16 protein-coding genes are annotated in these 16,759 nt (G+C 36.1%); 11 read left to right on the top strand and 5 right to left on the bottom strand.

Annotated elements, in window-relative coordinates; all coding sequences use genetic code 11:
• Positions 1-15: 15 nt before the first annotated feature.
• Positions 16-768: an SDR family NAD(P)-dependent oxidoreductase gene (locus tag ACZ1AQ_RS13975; protein WP_489633483.1), complete on the bottom strand. Its 753-nt coding sequence runs from the start codon at positions 766-768 to the stop codon at positions 16-18.
• A gap of 206 nt (positions 769-974) precedes the next feature.
• Positions 975-1,847, bottom strand: coding sequence for an aldo/keto reductase (locus tag ACZ1AQ_RS13980; protein ID WP_489633484.1), 873 nt, complete (start codon positions 1,845-1,847; stop codon positions 975-977).
• 211 nt (positions 1,848-2,058) lie between these two features.
• Between ACZ1AQ_RS13980 and ACZ1AQ_RS13985 the strand changes: the two genes are divergently transcribed.
• The 8 genes from ACZ1AQ_RS13985 to ACZ1AQ_RS14020 all read left to right on the top strand — a co-directional run bounded on the left by ACZ1AQ_RS13985 (position 2,059) and on the right by ACZ1AQ_RS14020 (position 11,208).
• On the top strand, positions 2,059-3,063 hold the full coding sequence (locus tag ACZ1AQ_RS13985; protein ID WP_159688622.1) for an AAA family ATPase: 1,005 nt from the start codon (positions 2,059-2,061) through the stop codon (positions 3,061-3,063).
• A 74-nt stretch (positions 3,064-3,137) separates the two neighbouring features.
• Positions 3,138-4,001 (top strand): DUF58 domain-containing protein, encoded by an 864-nt coding sequence (locus ACZ1AQ_RS13990; protein WP_342692159.1) that lies wholly within the window; start codon positions 3,138-3,140, stop codon positions 3,999-4,001.
• Between the two features lie 49 nt (positions 4,002-4,050).
• A complete protein-coding gene (locus ACZ1AQ_RS13995) occupies positions 4,051-5,679 on the top strand; it encodes a hypothetical protein (protein ID WP_489633485.1) in 1,629 nt (542 codons plus the stop codon).
• Positions 5,679-6,680 carry a vWA domain-containing protein gene (locus ACZ1AQ_RS14000; RefSeq protein WP_489633486.1) on the top strand — a complete coding sequence of 334 codons (1,002 nt, stop codon included), beginning with the start codon at positions 5,679-5,681 and terminating at the stop codon, positions 6,678-6,680. The genes ACZ1AQ_RS13995 and ACZ1AQ_RS14000 overlap by 1 nt, the downstream gene beginning before the upstream one ends.
• Positions 6,681-6,822: 142 nt before the next feature.
• Entirely contained in the window at positions 6,823-7,854 is a 1,032-nt protein-coding gene (locus ACZ1AQ_RS14005; protein WP_489633487.1) for a vWA domain-containing protein, read from the top strand.
• Positions 7,855-7,919: 65 nt separating this feature from the next.
• Positions 7,920-8,681 (top strand): tetratricopeptide repeat protein, encoded by a 762-nt coding sequence (locus ACZ1AQ_RS14010; protein ID WP_489633488.1) that lies wholly within the window; start codon positions 7,920-7,922, stop codon positions 8,679-8,681.
• A gap of 20 nt (positions 8,682-8,701) precedes the next feature.
• A complete protein-coding gene (locus ACZ1AQ_RS14015; RefSeq protein ID WP_489633489.1) occupies positions 8,702-10,456 on the top strand; it encodes a BatD family protein in 1,755 nt (584 codons plus the stop codon).
• A gap of 5 nt (positions 10,457-10,461) precedes the next feature.
• Positions 10,462-11,208, top strand: coding sequence for a tetratricopeptide repeat protein (locus ACZ1AQ_RS14020; RefSeq protein WP_489633490.1), 747 nt, complete (start codon positions 10,462-10,464; stop codon positions 11,206-11,208).
• A gap of 76 nt (positions 11,209-11,284) precedes the next feature.
• Here the strand turns inward: ACZ1AQ_RS14020 and ACZ1AQ_RS14025 are convergent, their stop codons facing one another.
• Positions 11,285-11,785, bottom strand: a complete 501-nt coding sequence (locus tag ACZ1AQ_RS14025) for a CvpA family protein (protein ID WP_489633491.1) — start codon at positions 11,783-11,785, stop codon at positions 11,285-11,287.
• A gap of 159 nt (positions 11,786-11,944) precedes the next feature.
• Between ACZ1AQ_RS14025 and ACZ1AQ_RS14030 the strand changes: the two genes are divergently transcribed.
• The 3 genes from ACZ1AQ_RS14030 (at position 11,945) to ACZ1AQ_RS14040 (ending at position 13,995) form a co-directional block, all read left to right on the top strand.
• The gene (locus ACZ1AQ_RS14030; RefSeq protein ID WP_489633492.1) at positions 11,945-12,301 is read left to right on the top strand and encodes a hypothetical protein; all 357 of its coding nucleotides are present in this window, start codon (positions 11,945-11,947) and stop codon (positions 12,299-12,301) included.
• Between the two features lie 220 nt (positions 12,302-12,521).
• Entirely contained in the window at positions 12,522-13,541 is a 1,020-nt protein-coding gene (pheS, locus tag ACZ1AQ_RS14035; protein WP_489633537.1) for a phenylalanine--tRNA ligase subunit alpha, read from the top strand.
• A 46-nt stretch (positions 13,542-13,587) separates the two neighbouring features.
• Positions 13,588-13,995 carry a hypothetical protein gene (locus tag ACZ1AQ_RS14040; RefSeq protein ID WP_489633493.1) on the top strand — a complete coding sequence of 136 codons (408 nt, stop codon included), beginning with the start codon at positions 13,588-13,590 and terminating at the stop codon, positions 13,993-13,995.
• Positions 13,996-14,297: 302 nt separating this feature from the next.
• Here ACZ1AQ_RS14040 and ACZ1AQ_RS14045 read toward each other — a convergent pair whose 3' ends face one another.
• Both ACZ1AQ_RS14045 and ACZ1AQ_RS14050 read right to left on the bottom strand, forming a co-directional pair.
• Positions 14,298-15,293 (bottom strand): NAD(P)H-dependent glycerol-3-phosphate dehydrogenase, encoded by a 996-nt coding sequence (locus tag ACZ1AQ_RS14045; RefSeq protein ID WP_489633494.1) that lies wholly within the window; start codon positions 15,291-15,293, stop codon positions 14,298-14,300.
• A gap of 294 nt (positions 15,294-15,587) precedes the next feature.
• Positions 15,588-16,751 carry an iron-containing alcohol dehydrogenase gene (locus tag ACZ1AQ_RS14050; RefSeq protein ID WP_489633495.1) on the bottom strand — a complete coding sequence of 388 codons (1,164 nt, stop codon included), beginning with the start codon at positions 16,749-16,751 and terminating at the stop codon, positions 15,588-15,590.
• Positions 16,752-16,759 lie beyond the last annotated feature (8 nt).

The following is a 16,759-nucleotide window of genomic DNA, read 5'->3' on the forward strand; positions in this document are numbered from 1 at the left end:
CTACATTAAAAATAGTTAATTCCTTTTTACAATTGTTGGCGAAGCCTGAGCGGTTGGATACACAATCAAGTCAGCGATGTTGACGTGATAAGGTCGTGTCACCACAAAGTGAATAATATCCGCAATATCTTCAGGTCGTAAAGGTGTTAAACCTTTATAAACGTTGGCAGCGCGTTCAGTATCACCTTTAAAACGCACTTCGCTAAACTCCGTTTCAACCATTCCTGGATGAATGCCCCCAACACGAATTCCGTAAGGATTCAAATCGATTCGCATACTCTGATTGAGCGCATCTACCGCATATTTTGAAGCACAATACACATTGCCATTCGGGTACACTTCCTTCCCCGCAATCGAACCAATGTTGATGATATGCCCAGATTCTTTGGCAATCATTTTTGGAATAATCGCTTTAGAAACATACAGCAATCCTTTGACATTAATATCGATCATAGCCTCCCAATCGTCTATGTCACCATTTTGTATGGAATCAAGACCGTGTGCATTTCCAGCATTATTTACCAAAATGTCAATATCCGCAAAGGCTTCCGGCAAAGACGCAATGCTTTCAAAAACCGCTTTTTTATCTCGAACATCAAAACACAAATGATGAACAGCAGTAAAGGCACTCAGTTCTTTTTCCAAAGCTTCCAATCGGTCTTTTCTTCGGCCACAAAGCACAATTTTAAAATTGTTTTGAGCCAGTAATTTTGCGGTTGCTTTTCCGATACCGCTGGTAGCACCTGTAATTAAGGCAGTTTTTATCATAAAATGTAATTGGATAAGAGTTTTAGAATTTTCAGGAACAGTAACAAAGGGAATTATCAGGAGACAAAGTCCCGCTATCCGCTATATCTTTTTTTATAAACCTGACAGGTTTTAACACCTGTCAGGTTTATAAAAAAAGGATGCCGCTCCTATCGGGGTTAAAAGGCAACAAATTACCTTTTTGGAATCATTTTCAATAGTTACAATTAAGGAACTTCGTTACCCATACTTTCTGTCCAAATCGCAAACCAATCTTCTTGCGACAATTGTAATTCAGTAGCTTTCATCAACGCCTGAATACGAGCCACATTTACCGTTCCCGCAATTGGAACAATATGAGCAGGGTGTTTTAAAATCCAAGCCAATAAAATCGTGTCGGCACCAATTTCATATTTAGAAACCAGCGTCGCCAATAATTTACGCAAGCGGAAAGTTTGCATATTTTCTTGACGAAAAACACTTCCTAGCGGATTCCAACACAACGGACGAATTTGGTGCAATTGCATATAATCCAAGCTGCCGTCAAGCATCGGCTGATAATCCGTCGCCGAAAATTGAATTTGGTTAAACGAAATCGGTGTTTTTTGTCGAATCAATTCCGTTTGTGAACTGGTGAAATTCGACACTCCAAAATCAATAATTTTTCCATCGGATTTTAACTTTTCAACCGCTTCAGCAATTTCGTCGGCTTGCATCAACGGACTTGGTCGGTGCAATAAAAGGACATCAAGGTAATCCGTCTTTAGGTTTTTCAAAGAGTTTTCTACAGACCATAGAATATAGTCTTTCGAATAATCATAATGTTTGATGGTGTTGTTTCTTTTTTCGGCCAGCATTTGAATCCCACATTTCGAAATCAATTGAATTTGCTCTCTTTTAATTTTTGAATTCGAAAGGGCTTTTCCAAACTGTGCTTCAGTGGTATAACTGCCGTAAATATCGGCGTGGTCAAAAGTGGTTATTTTGTTTTCAAAACAGATGTGAATGAGATTTTCCATCTCTTTTGTTTTGAGATTTTTGTCCCAAACGCCCCAATTCATCGCACCAGCAATAATAGGGGATAATGAAGATTTAGTCATGCTTAAAATGTGATTAAAATGTAATTTAACTTTGGAAATAAAGTAATTTTTTCAAAGTTCTTAAATTTTAATAGATAGTATCATAATTCTTACTTAAAATTCTGGAATCTTCCGAACTTTTAACCATTTTTTAACACCAAACGTGTAAAAAAAAATTCAATTTGCACCATCAAAACAAGGGACAAATATCAAAGAGAATAAAAACTAAACAATGGAAGAAAATACAACAACTTTAGACATTAGAGCAATCAATGAGAAAATAGAAAGGGAGAGTGCTTTTATAGATTTGCTTACAATGGAAATGAACAAAGTTATTGTGGGACAAAAACACATGGTAGAGCGATTGCTAATCGGGCTTTTAGGTCAAGGACACATTCTGTTAGAAGGAGTGCCAGGATTAGCCAAAACATTAGCCATCAATACCCTATCACAAGCCGTTCAAGGTTCTTTTAGCAGAATACAATTTACCCCGGATTTATTGCCTGCCGATGTTATTGGAACAATGATTTATAACATCAAGCAAAATGAATTCTCTATCAAAAAAGGACCAATTTTTGCCAATTTTGTGCTTGCCGATGAGATTAACCGTGCACCTGCAAAAGTACAATCAGCTTTGCTAGAAGCGATGCAGGAAAAGCAAGTAACCATTGGTGATACTACCTTCAAATTAGACAAACCCTTTTTGGTATTGGCCACACAAAACCCAATTGAGCAAGAAGGAACGTATCAGTTGCCAGAAGCTCAAGTGGACCGTTTTATGCTTAAAACAGTAATTGACTATCCTAAAATGGAAGACGAACGCTATGTAATTCGTCAAAATTTAAAAGGAAGCTACGAAAAAGTAAATCCAGTAGTCTCTGTAGAACAAATTTTACGTGCGCAAGAAGCAGTTCGTGAAGTGTATATGGACGAAAAAATAGAAAAATATATCTTGGATATCATTTTTGCAACGCGTTACCCTGAGAAATATAAACTAGCTGACTTAAAACCTTTGATTGGTTTTGGAGCTTCGCCTCGTGGAAGTATCAACTTGGCCAATGCTGCTAAATGTTATGCGTTTATCAAACGTCGTGGCTATGTAATTCCAGAAGATGTTCGCGCAGTGGTTCACGATGTATTGCGTCACCGTATCGGTGTAACCTACGAAGCCGAAGCTGAAAACGTAACTTCGGTAGACATCATCAACAAAATCGTAAACGAAATCGAAGTACCCTAAAAAGTGACTAGTAACTAGTGACTAGTAATTAGCTTTTACTATTCACTAATTACTAATCACTAATCACTTAATAAATGGATACAAAAGAGCTTTTAAAAAAAGTACGAAAAATAGAAATCAAAACCAGACGATTGAGTGATCATATCTTCTCTGGTGAGTATCATACCTCTTTCAAAGGCCGCGGAATGACGTTTAGCGAAGTGCGTCAATACCAATATGGTGATGACATTCGCGCAATCGATTGGAATGTAACTGCCCGTTACAACGAAGCCCACGTAAAAGTTTTTGAAGAAGAGCGCGAATTGACAATGATGTTAATGGTCGATATTTCGGGTTCTGAAAATTTTGGCTCTACCACTCAGTTCAAAAAAGAAATTGTCATTGAAATTGCCGCTACTATGGCTTTTTCGGCCACTCAAAATAATGACAAAATAGGTTTGATTTTGTTTTCTGACGAAATAGAATTGTACATTCCACCCAAAAAAGGGCGTTCTCACGTTTTGCGTTTGATACGTGAACTCATCGAATTTGAGCCTAAAAGTCACAAAACGGATATTGCTCAAGCCTTGAAATTTCTATCAAGCACTCAAAAAAAGAAAGCGATTGTGTTTATGATTTCTGATTTTATGTGTGAAAACTACGAGCAAACCCTGAAGATTGCTTCCAAAAAGCACGATATTACTGGAATACGAGTGTACGATATTCGCGAAGAAAAAATGCCCAATTTAGGAATGGTGACGATGCTCGATGCCGAAACAGGACGAACTCAATTAATCAATACAGGTTCAAAAACAGTTCGAATGAATTATGAAAAGCACTATCAAGATAAAGTGAATTATTTTAAGGAAACCTTTCGTAAGTCAGGCTCAGGAGTTGTGAACACTAGAGTTGATGAAAGTTACGTGACTAAACTATTGAGTTATTTTAAATCTCGTTAAACTAATTCTTGCAGAGTTTAAACTCTGTAAGGGTTAAAGTTAAAAACAAATGAAAATTAAACTTTACCTATTATTTATAGCGCTATCGACTTCTCTTTTTGCTCAGCAAAAACAAGTGCTCACGTCTATAGACACCACCAAAAATAAAATTGGCGCGGAGTTTAAACTAACTCTAAAGACTACGGTAAAAACTACTTCAAAGGTTGCTTTTCCTAACCTAAAAAATATTGGACCATTAGAAGTTATCGAATCCTATCCAATTGATACGGTTAAAAAAAATGACCAATTAGAGTTGATTAAAAAATACGGTTTGACTCAGTTTGATTCTGGAAAATATACCATTCCTTCGGTTAAAATTTTAATCGACAAAAAGCCCTTTTTCTCGGATTCTATCAAAGTCGAAGTAGCCGATGTTGCTGTCGATACTTTAAAACAAAAAATGTACGACATCAAAGGAATCATCAAAGCACAAAATTCTTGGGGCAATTGGTGGTTGTATCTTTTGATATCTCTTGTTATCGTTGGGGCAGTAGCCTATTGGTACTTCAAAATTCGTAAAAAAACAGTTGCACCAGAAGTTGTTGTTTACAAAACGCCTATCGAAAAAGCCACCAGTTTATTGAATACCTTGGAGCAAAAAGAGCTTTGGCAAAAAGGCGATGTGAAAGCATATTATAGTGAATTGACCGATATTGCTAGAAATTATATCGAAGAAGCCATAGCCATTCCAGCAATGGAAAGCACCACAGCGGAATTAGTTGCAGGACTAAAAGCGGCTTCTCAGAAAAAGAAAATGAAGTTGTCACAAGAAACAATCGATAACTTAGAACGTGTTTTGAAACAAGCGGATTTGGTAAAATTTGCGAAATCTAAACCCCTAGATTTCGAAATTACCGAGGATAGAAACAAAATTCAAAAAGCGATTTTAACCCTTGATAATGCAATACCTGTTGTAGTAGAATCTGAAGAGGAAAATGTGTTGAACGAAGCTCAAAAACAAAAACAGTTACAACTGCAATTAGAAAAAGAACGCAAAGCCAAAATCAGAACTTATGTTGGTGTGGGTGTAGGAATTGTAGTTGGAGTATTCTTGTTTTTTGTGGTGACCAAAGGATTTATGTACACGGTACATTCTATTATCGGACATCAAACCAAAGAATTATTGGAAGGAGAATGGGTGAAAAGTCAATACGGAAATCCAGGTGTAATCATTGAAACTCCAGAAGTATTAACGCGTGTCGATTTGAAAAAAGCATTACCAAAAGAAGGTTTGGCATTAATTAAAGATATGCAATCCTTTGGTTATGGAAGCTTTTTAGGAGATTTCTATTTGATGGTGTCTACTTATAGTTTCAAACAAGAAAATGCCCTCGATTTGTCAAAAGCCCTCGAAGGTTCTATAAAAATGATGGAATTACAAGGCGCTCAAAATATGCTCGTTAAACAAGAGGATTTTGAAACTCCTGAAGGATTAAAAGGAATCAAAGGTTACGGAACATTCTCGAAAGTTGATGATCAATCCAATAGCAGTACGAAATTGTATTATGAGATATTATTATTTAGTCAAAATGGCGGATTGCAACAAATTATGATTTTACACGAAGAAGGAGATGAGTACGCTATAAAAATAGCAGAACGTATTTTGAATTCTGTTGAATTAAAACTAACAAGAAATTAATGGAAAAAATCACTTTTTTAAATCCTGAGTTTTTTTGGTTGTTCTTGTTACTACCAGTGGTTATTGCTTGGTTGTTTTGGAAAAAGAACCAGCAAGTAGCTTCGCTTAAAGTGAGTTCTACAGCCGGTTTTCAAGGCAAAAAATCATTTTGGGTGTTGTTGAAACCGTATTTGAGCGTGTTTAGAATTTTGGCATTAGCGTCGTTGATAATCGCAATGGCTAGACCAAGAACAGTCGATGTAAGCAATAGAACCAAAACCACCAAAGGAATTGATATTGTTATGGCAATAGACGTTTCAGGAAGTATGTTGGCCAAAGATTTAAAGCCCAACCGTATGGAAGCTTTAAAACGTGTGGCGGCGAGTTTCGTTGACGAAAGACCCAATGACCGTATTGGTCTAGTAGTCTATGCTGCCGAATCCTACACTAAAACTCCTGTAACTAGTGATAAAGCCATTGTTCAAGAAGCCATCAAAAGCATAAAATACGACAACGTTTTGCAAGACGGAACTGGAATAGGTATGGGATTGGCGACCGCTGTAAACCGTTTGAAAGACAGCAAGGCCAAAAGTAAAGTCATTATTCTATTGACGGACGGAGTAAATAATGCTGGTTTTATTGAGCCAGAAACCGCATCAGATATTGCTAGACAATATGGAATCAAAGTCTACACTATCGGTATTGGAACAAATGGAATGGCAATGTTTCCTTATGCTATCGCACCGAACGGAGGCTTTTTGTTCCAAATGATGAAAGTAGAAATTGACGAGCAATTGATGAAAAATATTGCCCGAAAAACGGATGGTAAATATTTTAGAGCGACGAGCAACGACAAATTAGCACAGATTTACAACGAAATCAATAAACTCGAAACGACAGAAATAGAAGAGTTGAAGTTCTATGATTATGACGAAAAGTTTAGACCATTTGTTTTGTTAGCGGGACTATTGCTCCTCATTGAAGTTGGTTTGAGAAATACAGTATACAGAAGTTTTATTTAAAATATTGATTTAAAAAGGATTGTTTTAAATAAAACAAAAATCTTTTTTTTAAAACTCCAAATTCCAATGGATGGAATTTATTTCGGAGTAGTTACACTCCCAATTGGAATTTGGGATTTAATTTTTGGAATTTAAATAAAAAATGGAATTAGACGAAAAAAAATATTTATACCTACTCATTCTATTGCCTCTTTTGGTAGTGGTTTTCTTGTACAATTTGTATTGGAAAAGAAAAAAACAACGCGAATTTGGTTCGGTTGAAATGGTGCAAAAGTTGAGTCCAGATAGCTCTAGTTTTAAATCGGTATTGAAACTAATTGTTATAATACTGGCTTTTGCATCCTTGATTTTAGGTTTGGTAAATCCTAAAATTGGAACCAAAATGGAAACGGTGAAGCGCGAAGGTATTGATATTGTTTTTGCGGTCGATGTTTCTAAAAGTATGCTGGCAGAGGATATCGCGCCTAGTCGTTTAGAAAAGAGCAAGCAAATTGTATCGCAAATTATCAATCAACTCGGGAGTGACCGCATTGGCATTGTGGCTTATGCAGGAAGTGCTTTTCCAGTATTGCCAATCACCTCAGATTACGGTGTGGCGAAGATGTTTTTGCAAAGTATGAATACCGACATTGTTTCGTCTCAAGGAACTTCTTTAGACGAAGCGATTAAATTATCGGCTACTTATTTTGACGAAAAAAGCAAAACAAGCAAGCTGATGATTATGATTTCGGATGGAGAAGACCATTCAGAAGGAGCCGAAAGCGCCGCAGAAGAAGCCAATAAAATCGGTATGAAAATCATCACGATTGGTGTTGGTACGGAGAAGGGTGGTACGATTCCTTTGCGTCGAAATGGTGTGATTGAAAGCTATAAAAGAGACAAAGACAATCAAGTTGTAATCACAAAATTGAATCCAGAAAGCTTGAAAAGTATTGCAAAAGCAACGAATGGGAATTATGTACACGGCGCGAATACTAAAGAAGTGTTGGAATTCGTAAAAAACACTTTGGATAAAATCCAAAAAACAGAATTTGAAGCAACTGAAATGGCAGAGTATCAATCTCAATTTCAATGGTTTTTGGCGATTGGTTTTCTGTTGCTTTTGGTGGATGTTTTTCTATTAGAGCGCAAAACAAGTTGGGTAAAAAAATTGAATTTGTTTAACGAGAAATAAATTTTTTAACCTCTCAATGTGAAGTTGATAAATGTACTTGAAAGTGATAAAATACAAAATTACAAATGATTAAAAAATATTTCATATTCCTTTTCTTGTTTTCCCTTTTGGGGCTAGGGGGCTTATTTGCTCAGCAAAAAGACAAAGCTTTGCCAAAAGCCAATGAAGAGTTTTCAGAAAAAAAGTTTGTAGAAGCGGAGGCAAATTATAGAATTTCACAATCTAAATTCCCTAACCGAACGGTGGCTCCCTACAATTTAGGTAATGCCATTTACAAGCAAAACCAAAATGCCGAAGCACAATACGCCTACGTTGAAGCACTACGCAAAGCCAAAGTAAAATCGCAAAAGCATAAAATATTGCACAACTTGGGGAATACTTTTATGAAAGATAAAAATTATGCCGAAGCTGTTGAAGCCTACAAAAACGCCTTGCGCTGCAATCCAGAAGACGAGGAAACGCGTTACAATTATGCTTTGGCCAAAAAAATGCTAAAAGACAATCCGCCGAAAAACGATAAGGATAATAAAAAAGACAAGGACAAGGATAAAGATAAAAAAGACGACAAGAAAGACGGAGATAAGGACAAAGACAAAAAAGACGATAAAGGCGATCAGGACAAAAAACAAGATCCTAAACAAAATGAGCAGAAAAACAGCAAAAATCAAGACCAACAAGGGCAACCCAAACCCAAACCTGGTGGAATTTCTAAAGATCGTTTAGAAAACCTTTTGGACGCTGTAAACAACGAAGAAAAGAAAATTCAAGATAAAGTAAAAGCCAAACAAGGCCAAGGAAAACCAGTTCAAACCGAAAAAGATTGGTAATTCAAAAACCGCATTTTAAAATGAAAAAATTTATTGCAGTTGCACTTTTTATAATTGCTAACCCACTCTTGGCTCAAGTTCAGTTCGAGACACGAGTGAGTAAAAACACTTTGGCATTAAACGAACGCCTTCGTGTTGATTTTATTATGAATGTAGATGGTGATAATTTTATTCAACCTTCGTTTGATGGCTTCCGAATCATTGCCGGACCTAGCCAACAAGTGAGTCAATCTTGGGTCAACGGAAGAAGTTCTTTTGAAAAAGTATATTCTTATTTTTTGGTACCCGCTAAAAAAGGAGCTTTAGTGATTAAGCAAGCTGCGATTGAGTTTAATGGTCAGGTGTATAAAACATCTCCTGTAAAGATTACTGTGACCAATGCTGTACAGCAAAGTCAGGAAGAGAATGACGGCCAAATTTCTGCCGATAATAATTTGTATTTAGTTGCTGATGTTTCTAAAACCAATCCGTATATCAACGAGCCCATTACCGTTGTATATAAATTGTATTTCAGCTACAATATCGGAATTGGGGTAAATTGGGAAGAAAAGAGTAAACCAAAATATAATGATTTTTGGAGCCAAAATATTGATATCAAGCAATTGGTTCCTGAAGAGGGAATGTTTAGAGGGGAACGTTTTAGGTATGTAGTCCTTCGCAAAACAGTTTTGTATCCTCAAAAATCAGGGAAGTTAGTGATAGAGCCACTTTCATTAGATATACCTGTTCAATTGCCTACCAATAGAAGAGATATGTTTGGGCAATTTATTGTAAAAGATGTAACTAAGAATGTAACTACAGGAGCAAAAACTATTGCGGTGAAAGGATTGCCAGAATCGGGCAAGCCAGCAGATTTTTCTGGTGCCGTGGGAAGTTTTGATTTTAAAGTTACACCAAGCAAAACAACGCTGCACAATGGAGAAAGTTTAGAATTGGTAGTAAGTGCCGCTGGAAAAGGAAATCTTAAATTATTCACCTTACCCAAACCTGTAGTTCCAAACGCCCTAGAAATGTATGATCCTGTTCATACGGAATCCGTAAATACGCCACTTTCTGGAATGGCAGGCAAGATTTCGGATAGTTATACTATTATTCCGCAGTTCAAAGGAACCTATCCGATCAAACCAATGCAATTCACTTATTTTGATTTGAATTCGGGCACCTACAAAACGATTACTTCTCCAGAAATTTTAGTGACTGTTTTAGATGGTCCGACTGCTACAGACAGTACCGCAGTGGCGAGCACGGCTAAAAATAAGATTAGTAATCTGGAGCAATTCAAATTCATCAAGCTCAAAACAGAGCTTGAAGACGTTCACGGAAAAGATTTCCTAGGCTCAAATAGCTTTTATGCGTTGTTATTGCTTCCTTTTGGAATTATTCCTTTGATTGTGATTTTCAAAAAGAAAAAAGAAGCCATAGATAGCGATGTCTTTGGTAACCGAATCAAAATGAACAATAAATTGGCTAAGAAATATTTATCGGAGGCCAAAAAACAAATTGCGAACAAAGAATTGTTCTATGTGGCACTCGAAAAAGCGATGCATAATTTCTTAAAAGCCAAATTACACATTGAAACTTCAGAAATGAGTAAAGATAACATTCAAGAATTGTTGTTGTCTAGAAAAGCGAATCCTGAGGCTGTAAATGATTTTATTGCTTTGACCGAGAATTGTGAGATTGCGCGTTATGCGCCTTCTTCTAGTGCTTCCATTCAGCAGGATTTTGATAAAGCCATCGAAATTATTTCGGGATTAGAAAAACAAATTGTGTAACCACTATGAAAAGTATAGTTTATTTATTGTTGTTTATAACCAGTTTTTTAACTGCTCAAAATAGTTTTGAAGCCGGTAATGCTTTATACAAAAAAGGGCAATATGAGCAAGCCATTCAGGCCTATGAATCGGTGGTGCAAACGGATAAAAAAGAATCGGCTGATTTGTATTTCAATTTGGGCAATTGTTATTACAAACTCAATCAAGTCGCGCCAGCGATTTATAATTACGAGAAAGCTTTGGTTTTAAGACCCAATGATGCTGAAATTCTAAACAATCTGAAGTTTGCCCAAAAAAGAACCATAGACGAGATTAAAGTCGTTCCCAAAGTAGGTTTCGAGAAACTGGTACACGATTTCACGGCATTCTTTCATTATGATACTTGGGCGTGGATAGCTATAGGATTTGCTGTGGTGGTGCTATTACTTTTTTTAGGGTATTACTTTACTCAAACTTCTTTACCGAAACGTGTTTTTTTCTTTGGGATGTTTTTTGGATTGCTACTCGTTTTGATAAGCGTTTTTGCGGGTTATTTTGAACAAAGTCATTTTAAAAATGATCGACCAGCCATCCTTTTCGCAGCTATGACAGAAGTCAAAAGCGAGCCGCAGAATTCCAGTCCAGCGGTTATAACCTTACACGAAGGCGCTAAGGTTTATGTACTGGAAAATTTAGAGCAATGGCGAAAAGTGCAACTTACCGATGGTACTGAGGGTTGGTTGAATGCTAGTGCAATAAAAGAAGTAAAATAATTAACGATTTATATACAAAAGCGCCCTTGAAATTCTATATTCCAAGGGCGCCTTTGTATACTTTAAATAAAGAACCTTATTTTTTAGCTTTATCGTATAGTTTCTCTAAAGAAGGAAAAATAAAAGCAGATGTTTTTTGTATCGGATTAAAGAATAGTGATTTATCCAAGGTTTCCTTTTTAGCTAAGAAATTATGGTAATTGATTTTTTCGAAAATGGTCAAAAATACACTGATAATTAATACAAATTTCAACACTCTAAACACACCACCGCCAACTTTGTTGATCCAACCCAAATAAGCAAAATCGGCTAGACCTGTAAAAAATTTACTTAGCATATAAATACCTACGACCACCACAATGAAGGTCAGTATAAAAGCCACTATTTGTATTGTATACGGATTCCATTTTACAATGTTTGAAATTATGGACGCCATAAGTGCTGAGAATTTTACCGCTACGTAAATTCCAATTAACAAAGAAACCAAAGAAGCCAATTCGGCAAAAAGGCCGTTCTGAATGCCTTTGAACAAGGCATACGCCAATAAACCACCGATTAAAAGATCAAAAAAAGTCATATTTTAAGGGTAAAAAATTAAAACGGCAAATATAAAAGAAATAGGCGATACCGTAACTCAATTTTCAAGTGCTTATCTTTGCCGAAAATAGTTAGTATTGAAAAGTAGTGTTGGTAACTTACCCCTAATTTTTTATCCTAATTCCTAAATTTTAAAATAATGTCTAGAGATATACAGTTAAAAGAACGTTGGGAACGCTTGGTTACCCTATTGTCGGATCGATTTTCGCAAGGTGAAGATTTGGATTTAGATGCTATTATTTACCTGATTGGGGTTCAAGAGTTGGGTCAGGTGCACCGCGATTTTAAGAAAGATGAAAAGGTAAACCTGATGCATATTGCTATTTGCAGATTGCTGGAACCTTATGGGTTTTATGAGTTTGATTTTTTTGATGATGAAGGTTGGCCACATTATAAAATAAAAGAAGAATTACCACCTTTGAAAGCCGGTGAACAAACCGTTTTGATGAAAGAAGCCATTGTGAATTATTTCGTAGAACGCGAGGTGATTGAATAAATGTACCCAAAAAAGCAATTGGCTGCTCTATAGCCCTGATGGAAGCGGCATCCTGTAGCGCTGGGGTTCAGCGCTACAGATATAGCGTACAGCAGGAATTATGCTCACTAAAAAACCCAATGTTTCAGCTCCTAGTTATAGGAATCTCAAAAAAACTTCCCACTTCTAACTTCCTACTTCTAACTTTTGCTTAAATTTGCACCTCAATTATGGAATGAAAATGATAGACAAGATAAAAGAATACATTGCAGAAGCACAAGCATTTTCTACTCAAAATGGTGCTGAATTGGAAGCTTTCAGAATTAAATTTTTAGGCAGTAAAGGACTTTTGAAAGAGTTGTTTGCCGAGTTCAAAAATGTTCCCAATGAGCAGAAAAAAGAATTTGGTCAAGTTATCAATTTATTGAAAACTACTGCTGAAGATAAAGTAAAATCGATTCAGGAAGGTCTAGAAAATCAGCAAGAAAGCAAAGGTATTTATGGTGATTTGACTCGTACTGGAGAGCCTATCACTATAGGTTCACGTCACCCGATATCCTTAGTAAAAAATCAAATTATTGATATTTTCTCGACCATAGGATTCAATGTTTCTGAGGGTCCAGAAATCGAGGATGATTGGCATAATTTTACTGCCTTGAACTTGCCTGAATACCATCCGGCTCGTGATATGCAAGATACTTTTTTCATTCAAACCAATCCTGATGTGTTGTTGCGTACGCATACGTCATCTGTTCAAGTGCGTTATATGGAAAACAACAAACCACCTATTCGTACGATTTCTCCAGGACGTGTATTTCGTAACGAAGCGGTTTCATCACGTTCGCACTGTATTTTTCATCAGGTAGAAGGGCTGTATATTGACAAGGACGTGTCTTTTGCCGACTTAAAACAAACACTTTTGTATTTTACGAAGGAAATGTTCGGAAAGTCAAAAATCCGTCTCAGACCTTCTTATTTTCCGTTTACAGAACCAAGTGCCGAAATAGATATTTACTGGGGTTTAAAAACCGAAACCGATTATCGTATTACCAAAGGTACAGGTTGGTTAGAAATTGGTGGTTGTGGAATGGTAGACCCTAATGTTTTAACCAATTGTGGTATCAATCCAGATGAGTACAACGGTTTTGCTTTCGGAATGGGGGTAGAGCGTATCGCAATGTTGTTGTATCAAATTGGTGATATCCGTATGTTTTATGAAAACGACGTACGTTTCTTAGAGCAATTTAAATCTATAATTTAAAAATAACCCTTTCAGAGTTTTAAACTCTGAAAGGGTTCTGTTAAAAATGAAAAAAGACATCATCATACCGATTGTAGAAAATGTATTTATAGCTGCCGTTCAAGAATGGAGCGACGACTTTATGGAAAAAGTGTGGTACGCCTACTTGGTAAACGATAGTGATTTTAATTTAGAAGGCGTTATGGTCGTTTCTAAAGCGTTTGGAACGATTGATGGGGAAATGAAGAAAACGTCGCTTTTACGTCACGCTTTTGTTGAAATACCGGCTGTTTCTGTTGTTAAAATAGAAATGATTGAGAAAAGTTTACTTACACTCAATAACGAGTTTATGGTGACTTATTTTATTGATGGCACTTTGTACGATAAAAAATTCATTTTCAAAGCCAATAGCATTAATGAGGCCGAAATGGAAGAAGTGCCTATCCTTTTCGTTGATGGCGTAATTGTAAGATAATCTATTGATGATTTATAGTAAAAAAAATACCATTGGAACTCCCAATGGTATTTTTTGTCCAAAATTCAAAAAAAATTCCATTAAATGGACAGTTTTACTACCCTAAATATAGTCAAACCCTTGAAAATAAAGAGTTTTTTACTTAGGCATGCCAATTGCTTTTAAGTAAATAGGAATGATTCTCCGAAAAAGTTTGTGGTTGTTATTTAGGTTAGTTAGTTATGTGTTTTTTGTGAAAATGGCAACTGTTGATGTTACAGTTGCCATTTTTTATTTTTTCAGTCAAATATTTTAGTGAAAGGTTAGTCCAATTCTTCGGTTAGTTTTTTAAAGACGGCTTTGGCTTCTTTTCCTTCATATAGAATTTGATACACAGCATCTATAATTGGAGTTTTTGCCCCATAACCTTGATTGAGTTTGTAAGCACTTTTTACGGCATAATATCCTTCGGCCACCATACTCATTTCCATCATAGCTGATTTTACAGTATAACCTTTTCCAATCATGTTACCAAACATTCTATTTCTAGAAAAAACGGAGTATCCTGTTACCAATAAATCGCCTAAATAGGCAGAATCATTGATGTTACGTTTCATTTTGTGAACTTTTTTGATGAATTTTTTCATCTCACGAATCGCATTACTCATAATCACCGATTGAAAATTATCACCATAACCCAGACCGTGAGCAATACCTGCTGCTATTGAGTAAATGTTCTTAAGCATAGCCGCATATTCTGTACCAATAATATCATCTGATATTTTGGCTTTGATATAGTTTCCTGATAAATTTTCGGCTACTTTTTTTGCTTTATCTGGGTCACCACAGGCAATTGTAAGATAGGAAAGTCGTTCTAAGGCTACTTCTTCGGCGTGGCAAGGACCTGTAATTACGCCTATGTTATAGTAAGGGATATCGTATTGAATATGAAAATGTTCTCCAACAATCAAGCTGGTTTCTGGAACAATACCTTTGATGGCTGAAAAGATGATTTTGTCTTTTAGGGGAACAGTTATTTTGGACAATTCTCCCTCTAAAAAAGCCGATGGAATGGCAAAAATTAGGTAATCAGCATATGCGACCGCTTCATTGATATCCGAAGTTAGGATGAGCTTGTTTGTGTCAAATTCAACTGAACTTAAGTAATTGGGATTGTGTTTGTAGGTTGTAATGTGATCGATAGCGACTTCGTTGCGCATGTACCAGCAAATTTCTTTTTGGTTCACACATAACATTTTAGCAATAGCAGTTGCCCAGCTTCCTCCACCAATTACTGCAAATTTTAATTTATCGGCCATTTTTTTATTAAATTTCATCAAAAGTACTCAAAATACTAGTAATTACACAAATTAATTTCAATAGCCGAGGTAGTAAAACTGACTCAACTATTGATTTTAAAGGTATTTTTAAATTATTAAAAAAAAAATATTTTTTGCACAATAAATAGTTGAGCTGTACGTTGTAAGTTATTAATAATTAGATTTTTATTGATTTAAAATTATGTTTGGTTTAGTTAGTTTTGTTTTTTAGTAATTGAAAAAGGCGCTTTATTTTTGATAAAACGCCTTTTTTTATGAATGCTATTTTTTGAATTAATAACTAGCAGCAACTATTTCTCTAACTTTCTCAGGAGTAATGTTTTGTTTTTCTCCCAAGCCCTTCCAACCTCTTTCTTCAAATCTTTTTGCTATAAAATCGGCTGTTTTTTCGAAATCTTTGGTGTAATCAGACAGTTGGGTTTGCATTCCCATTGTATGAAAGAAGGCAACAGTTTTGTTGATAGCTTCTTTAGCAATTTCGTCTTCACTTCCAGTAAGATTAAAAATGCGTTGACCATATTGGGCCAGTTTGGCTTTTTTCGTTTCAAACATTACCTTGTATAAGTTAGGACCAATTATCGCTAATGTTCTGGCGTGATCAATTCCATACAAAGCCGTTAATTCGTGTCCAATCATATGTGTAGCCCAGTCGCTAGGAACTCCTTTTTGGATTAGTCCGTTGAGCGCCATAGTACAACTCCACATAAAGTTTGAGGCCAAAGCATAATCTGTAGGATTCTCTACTACTTTTGGTCCGATTTCGATTAGAGTTTGCAAAATACTTTCGGAAATACGGTCTTGTAAATAACCTTCATGTGGATAGGTCAGGTATTGCTCTAATACGTGAGTGTAGGCATCTACAACGCCGTTTTGTAGTTGACGCTTTGGTAATGAAACAATTACTGTTGGGTCACAAATGGAAAATTTAGGAAACAAAGCACTTCCGCCAAAAGCCAATTTTTCTTGAGTAGCTTCAATGGTTACTACAGCGCCTGAATTCATTTCTGATCCTGTAGCAGGAATTGTTAGAACCGTACCGAAAGGAACTACTTTGCTAAGGTCTTTGATGAGTAAGCGTTTCTGTAAAATATCCATCGGGTTGCCTTCAAAATGTACAGCTGCCGATATGAATTTCACGCCATCAATGACGCTACCGCCACCTACTGCCAAAATAAAATCGATATTTTGTTCTTTTATTACCGCTACCGCTTTCATCAATGTTTCGTAATGAGGATTGGGTTCAATACCACCAAATTCAACAATATTTCTATCAGGAAGTGCTGCTTTTACTTGGTCATAAATACCGTTTTTGAAGATGCTTCCACCTCCGTAAGCCAATAAGATTTTAGCTTCAGCAGGAATCAAAGTTCCTATTTTTTCTATTTGTCCTTTTCCGAAAATTAAATTCGTAGGATTGTATAATTCGAAGTTTAACATGATGTTTT

The sequence above is a fragment of the Flavobacterium sp. UM26 genome, from assembly GCF_057922445.1.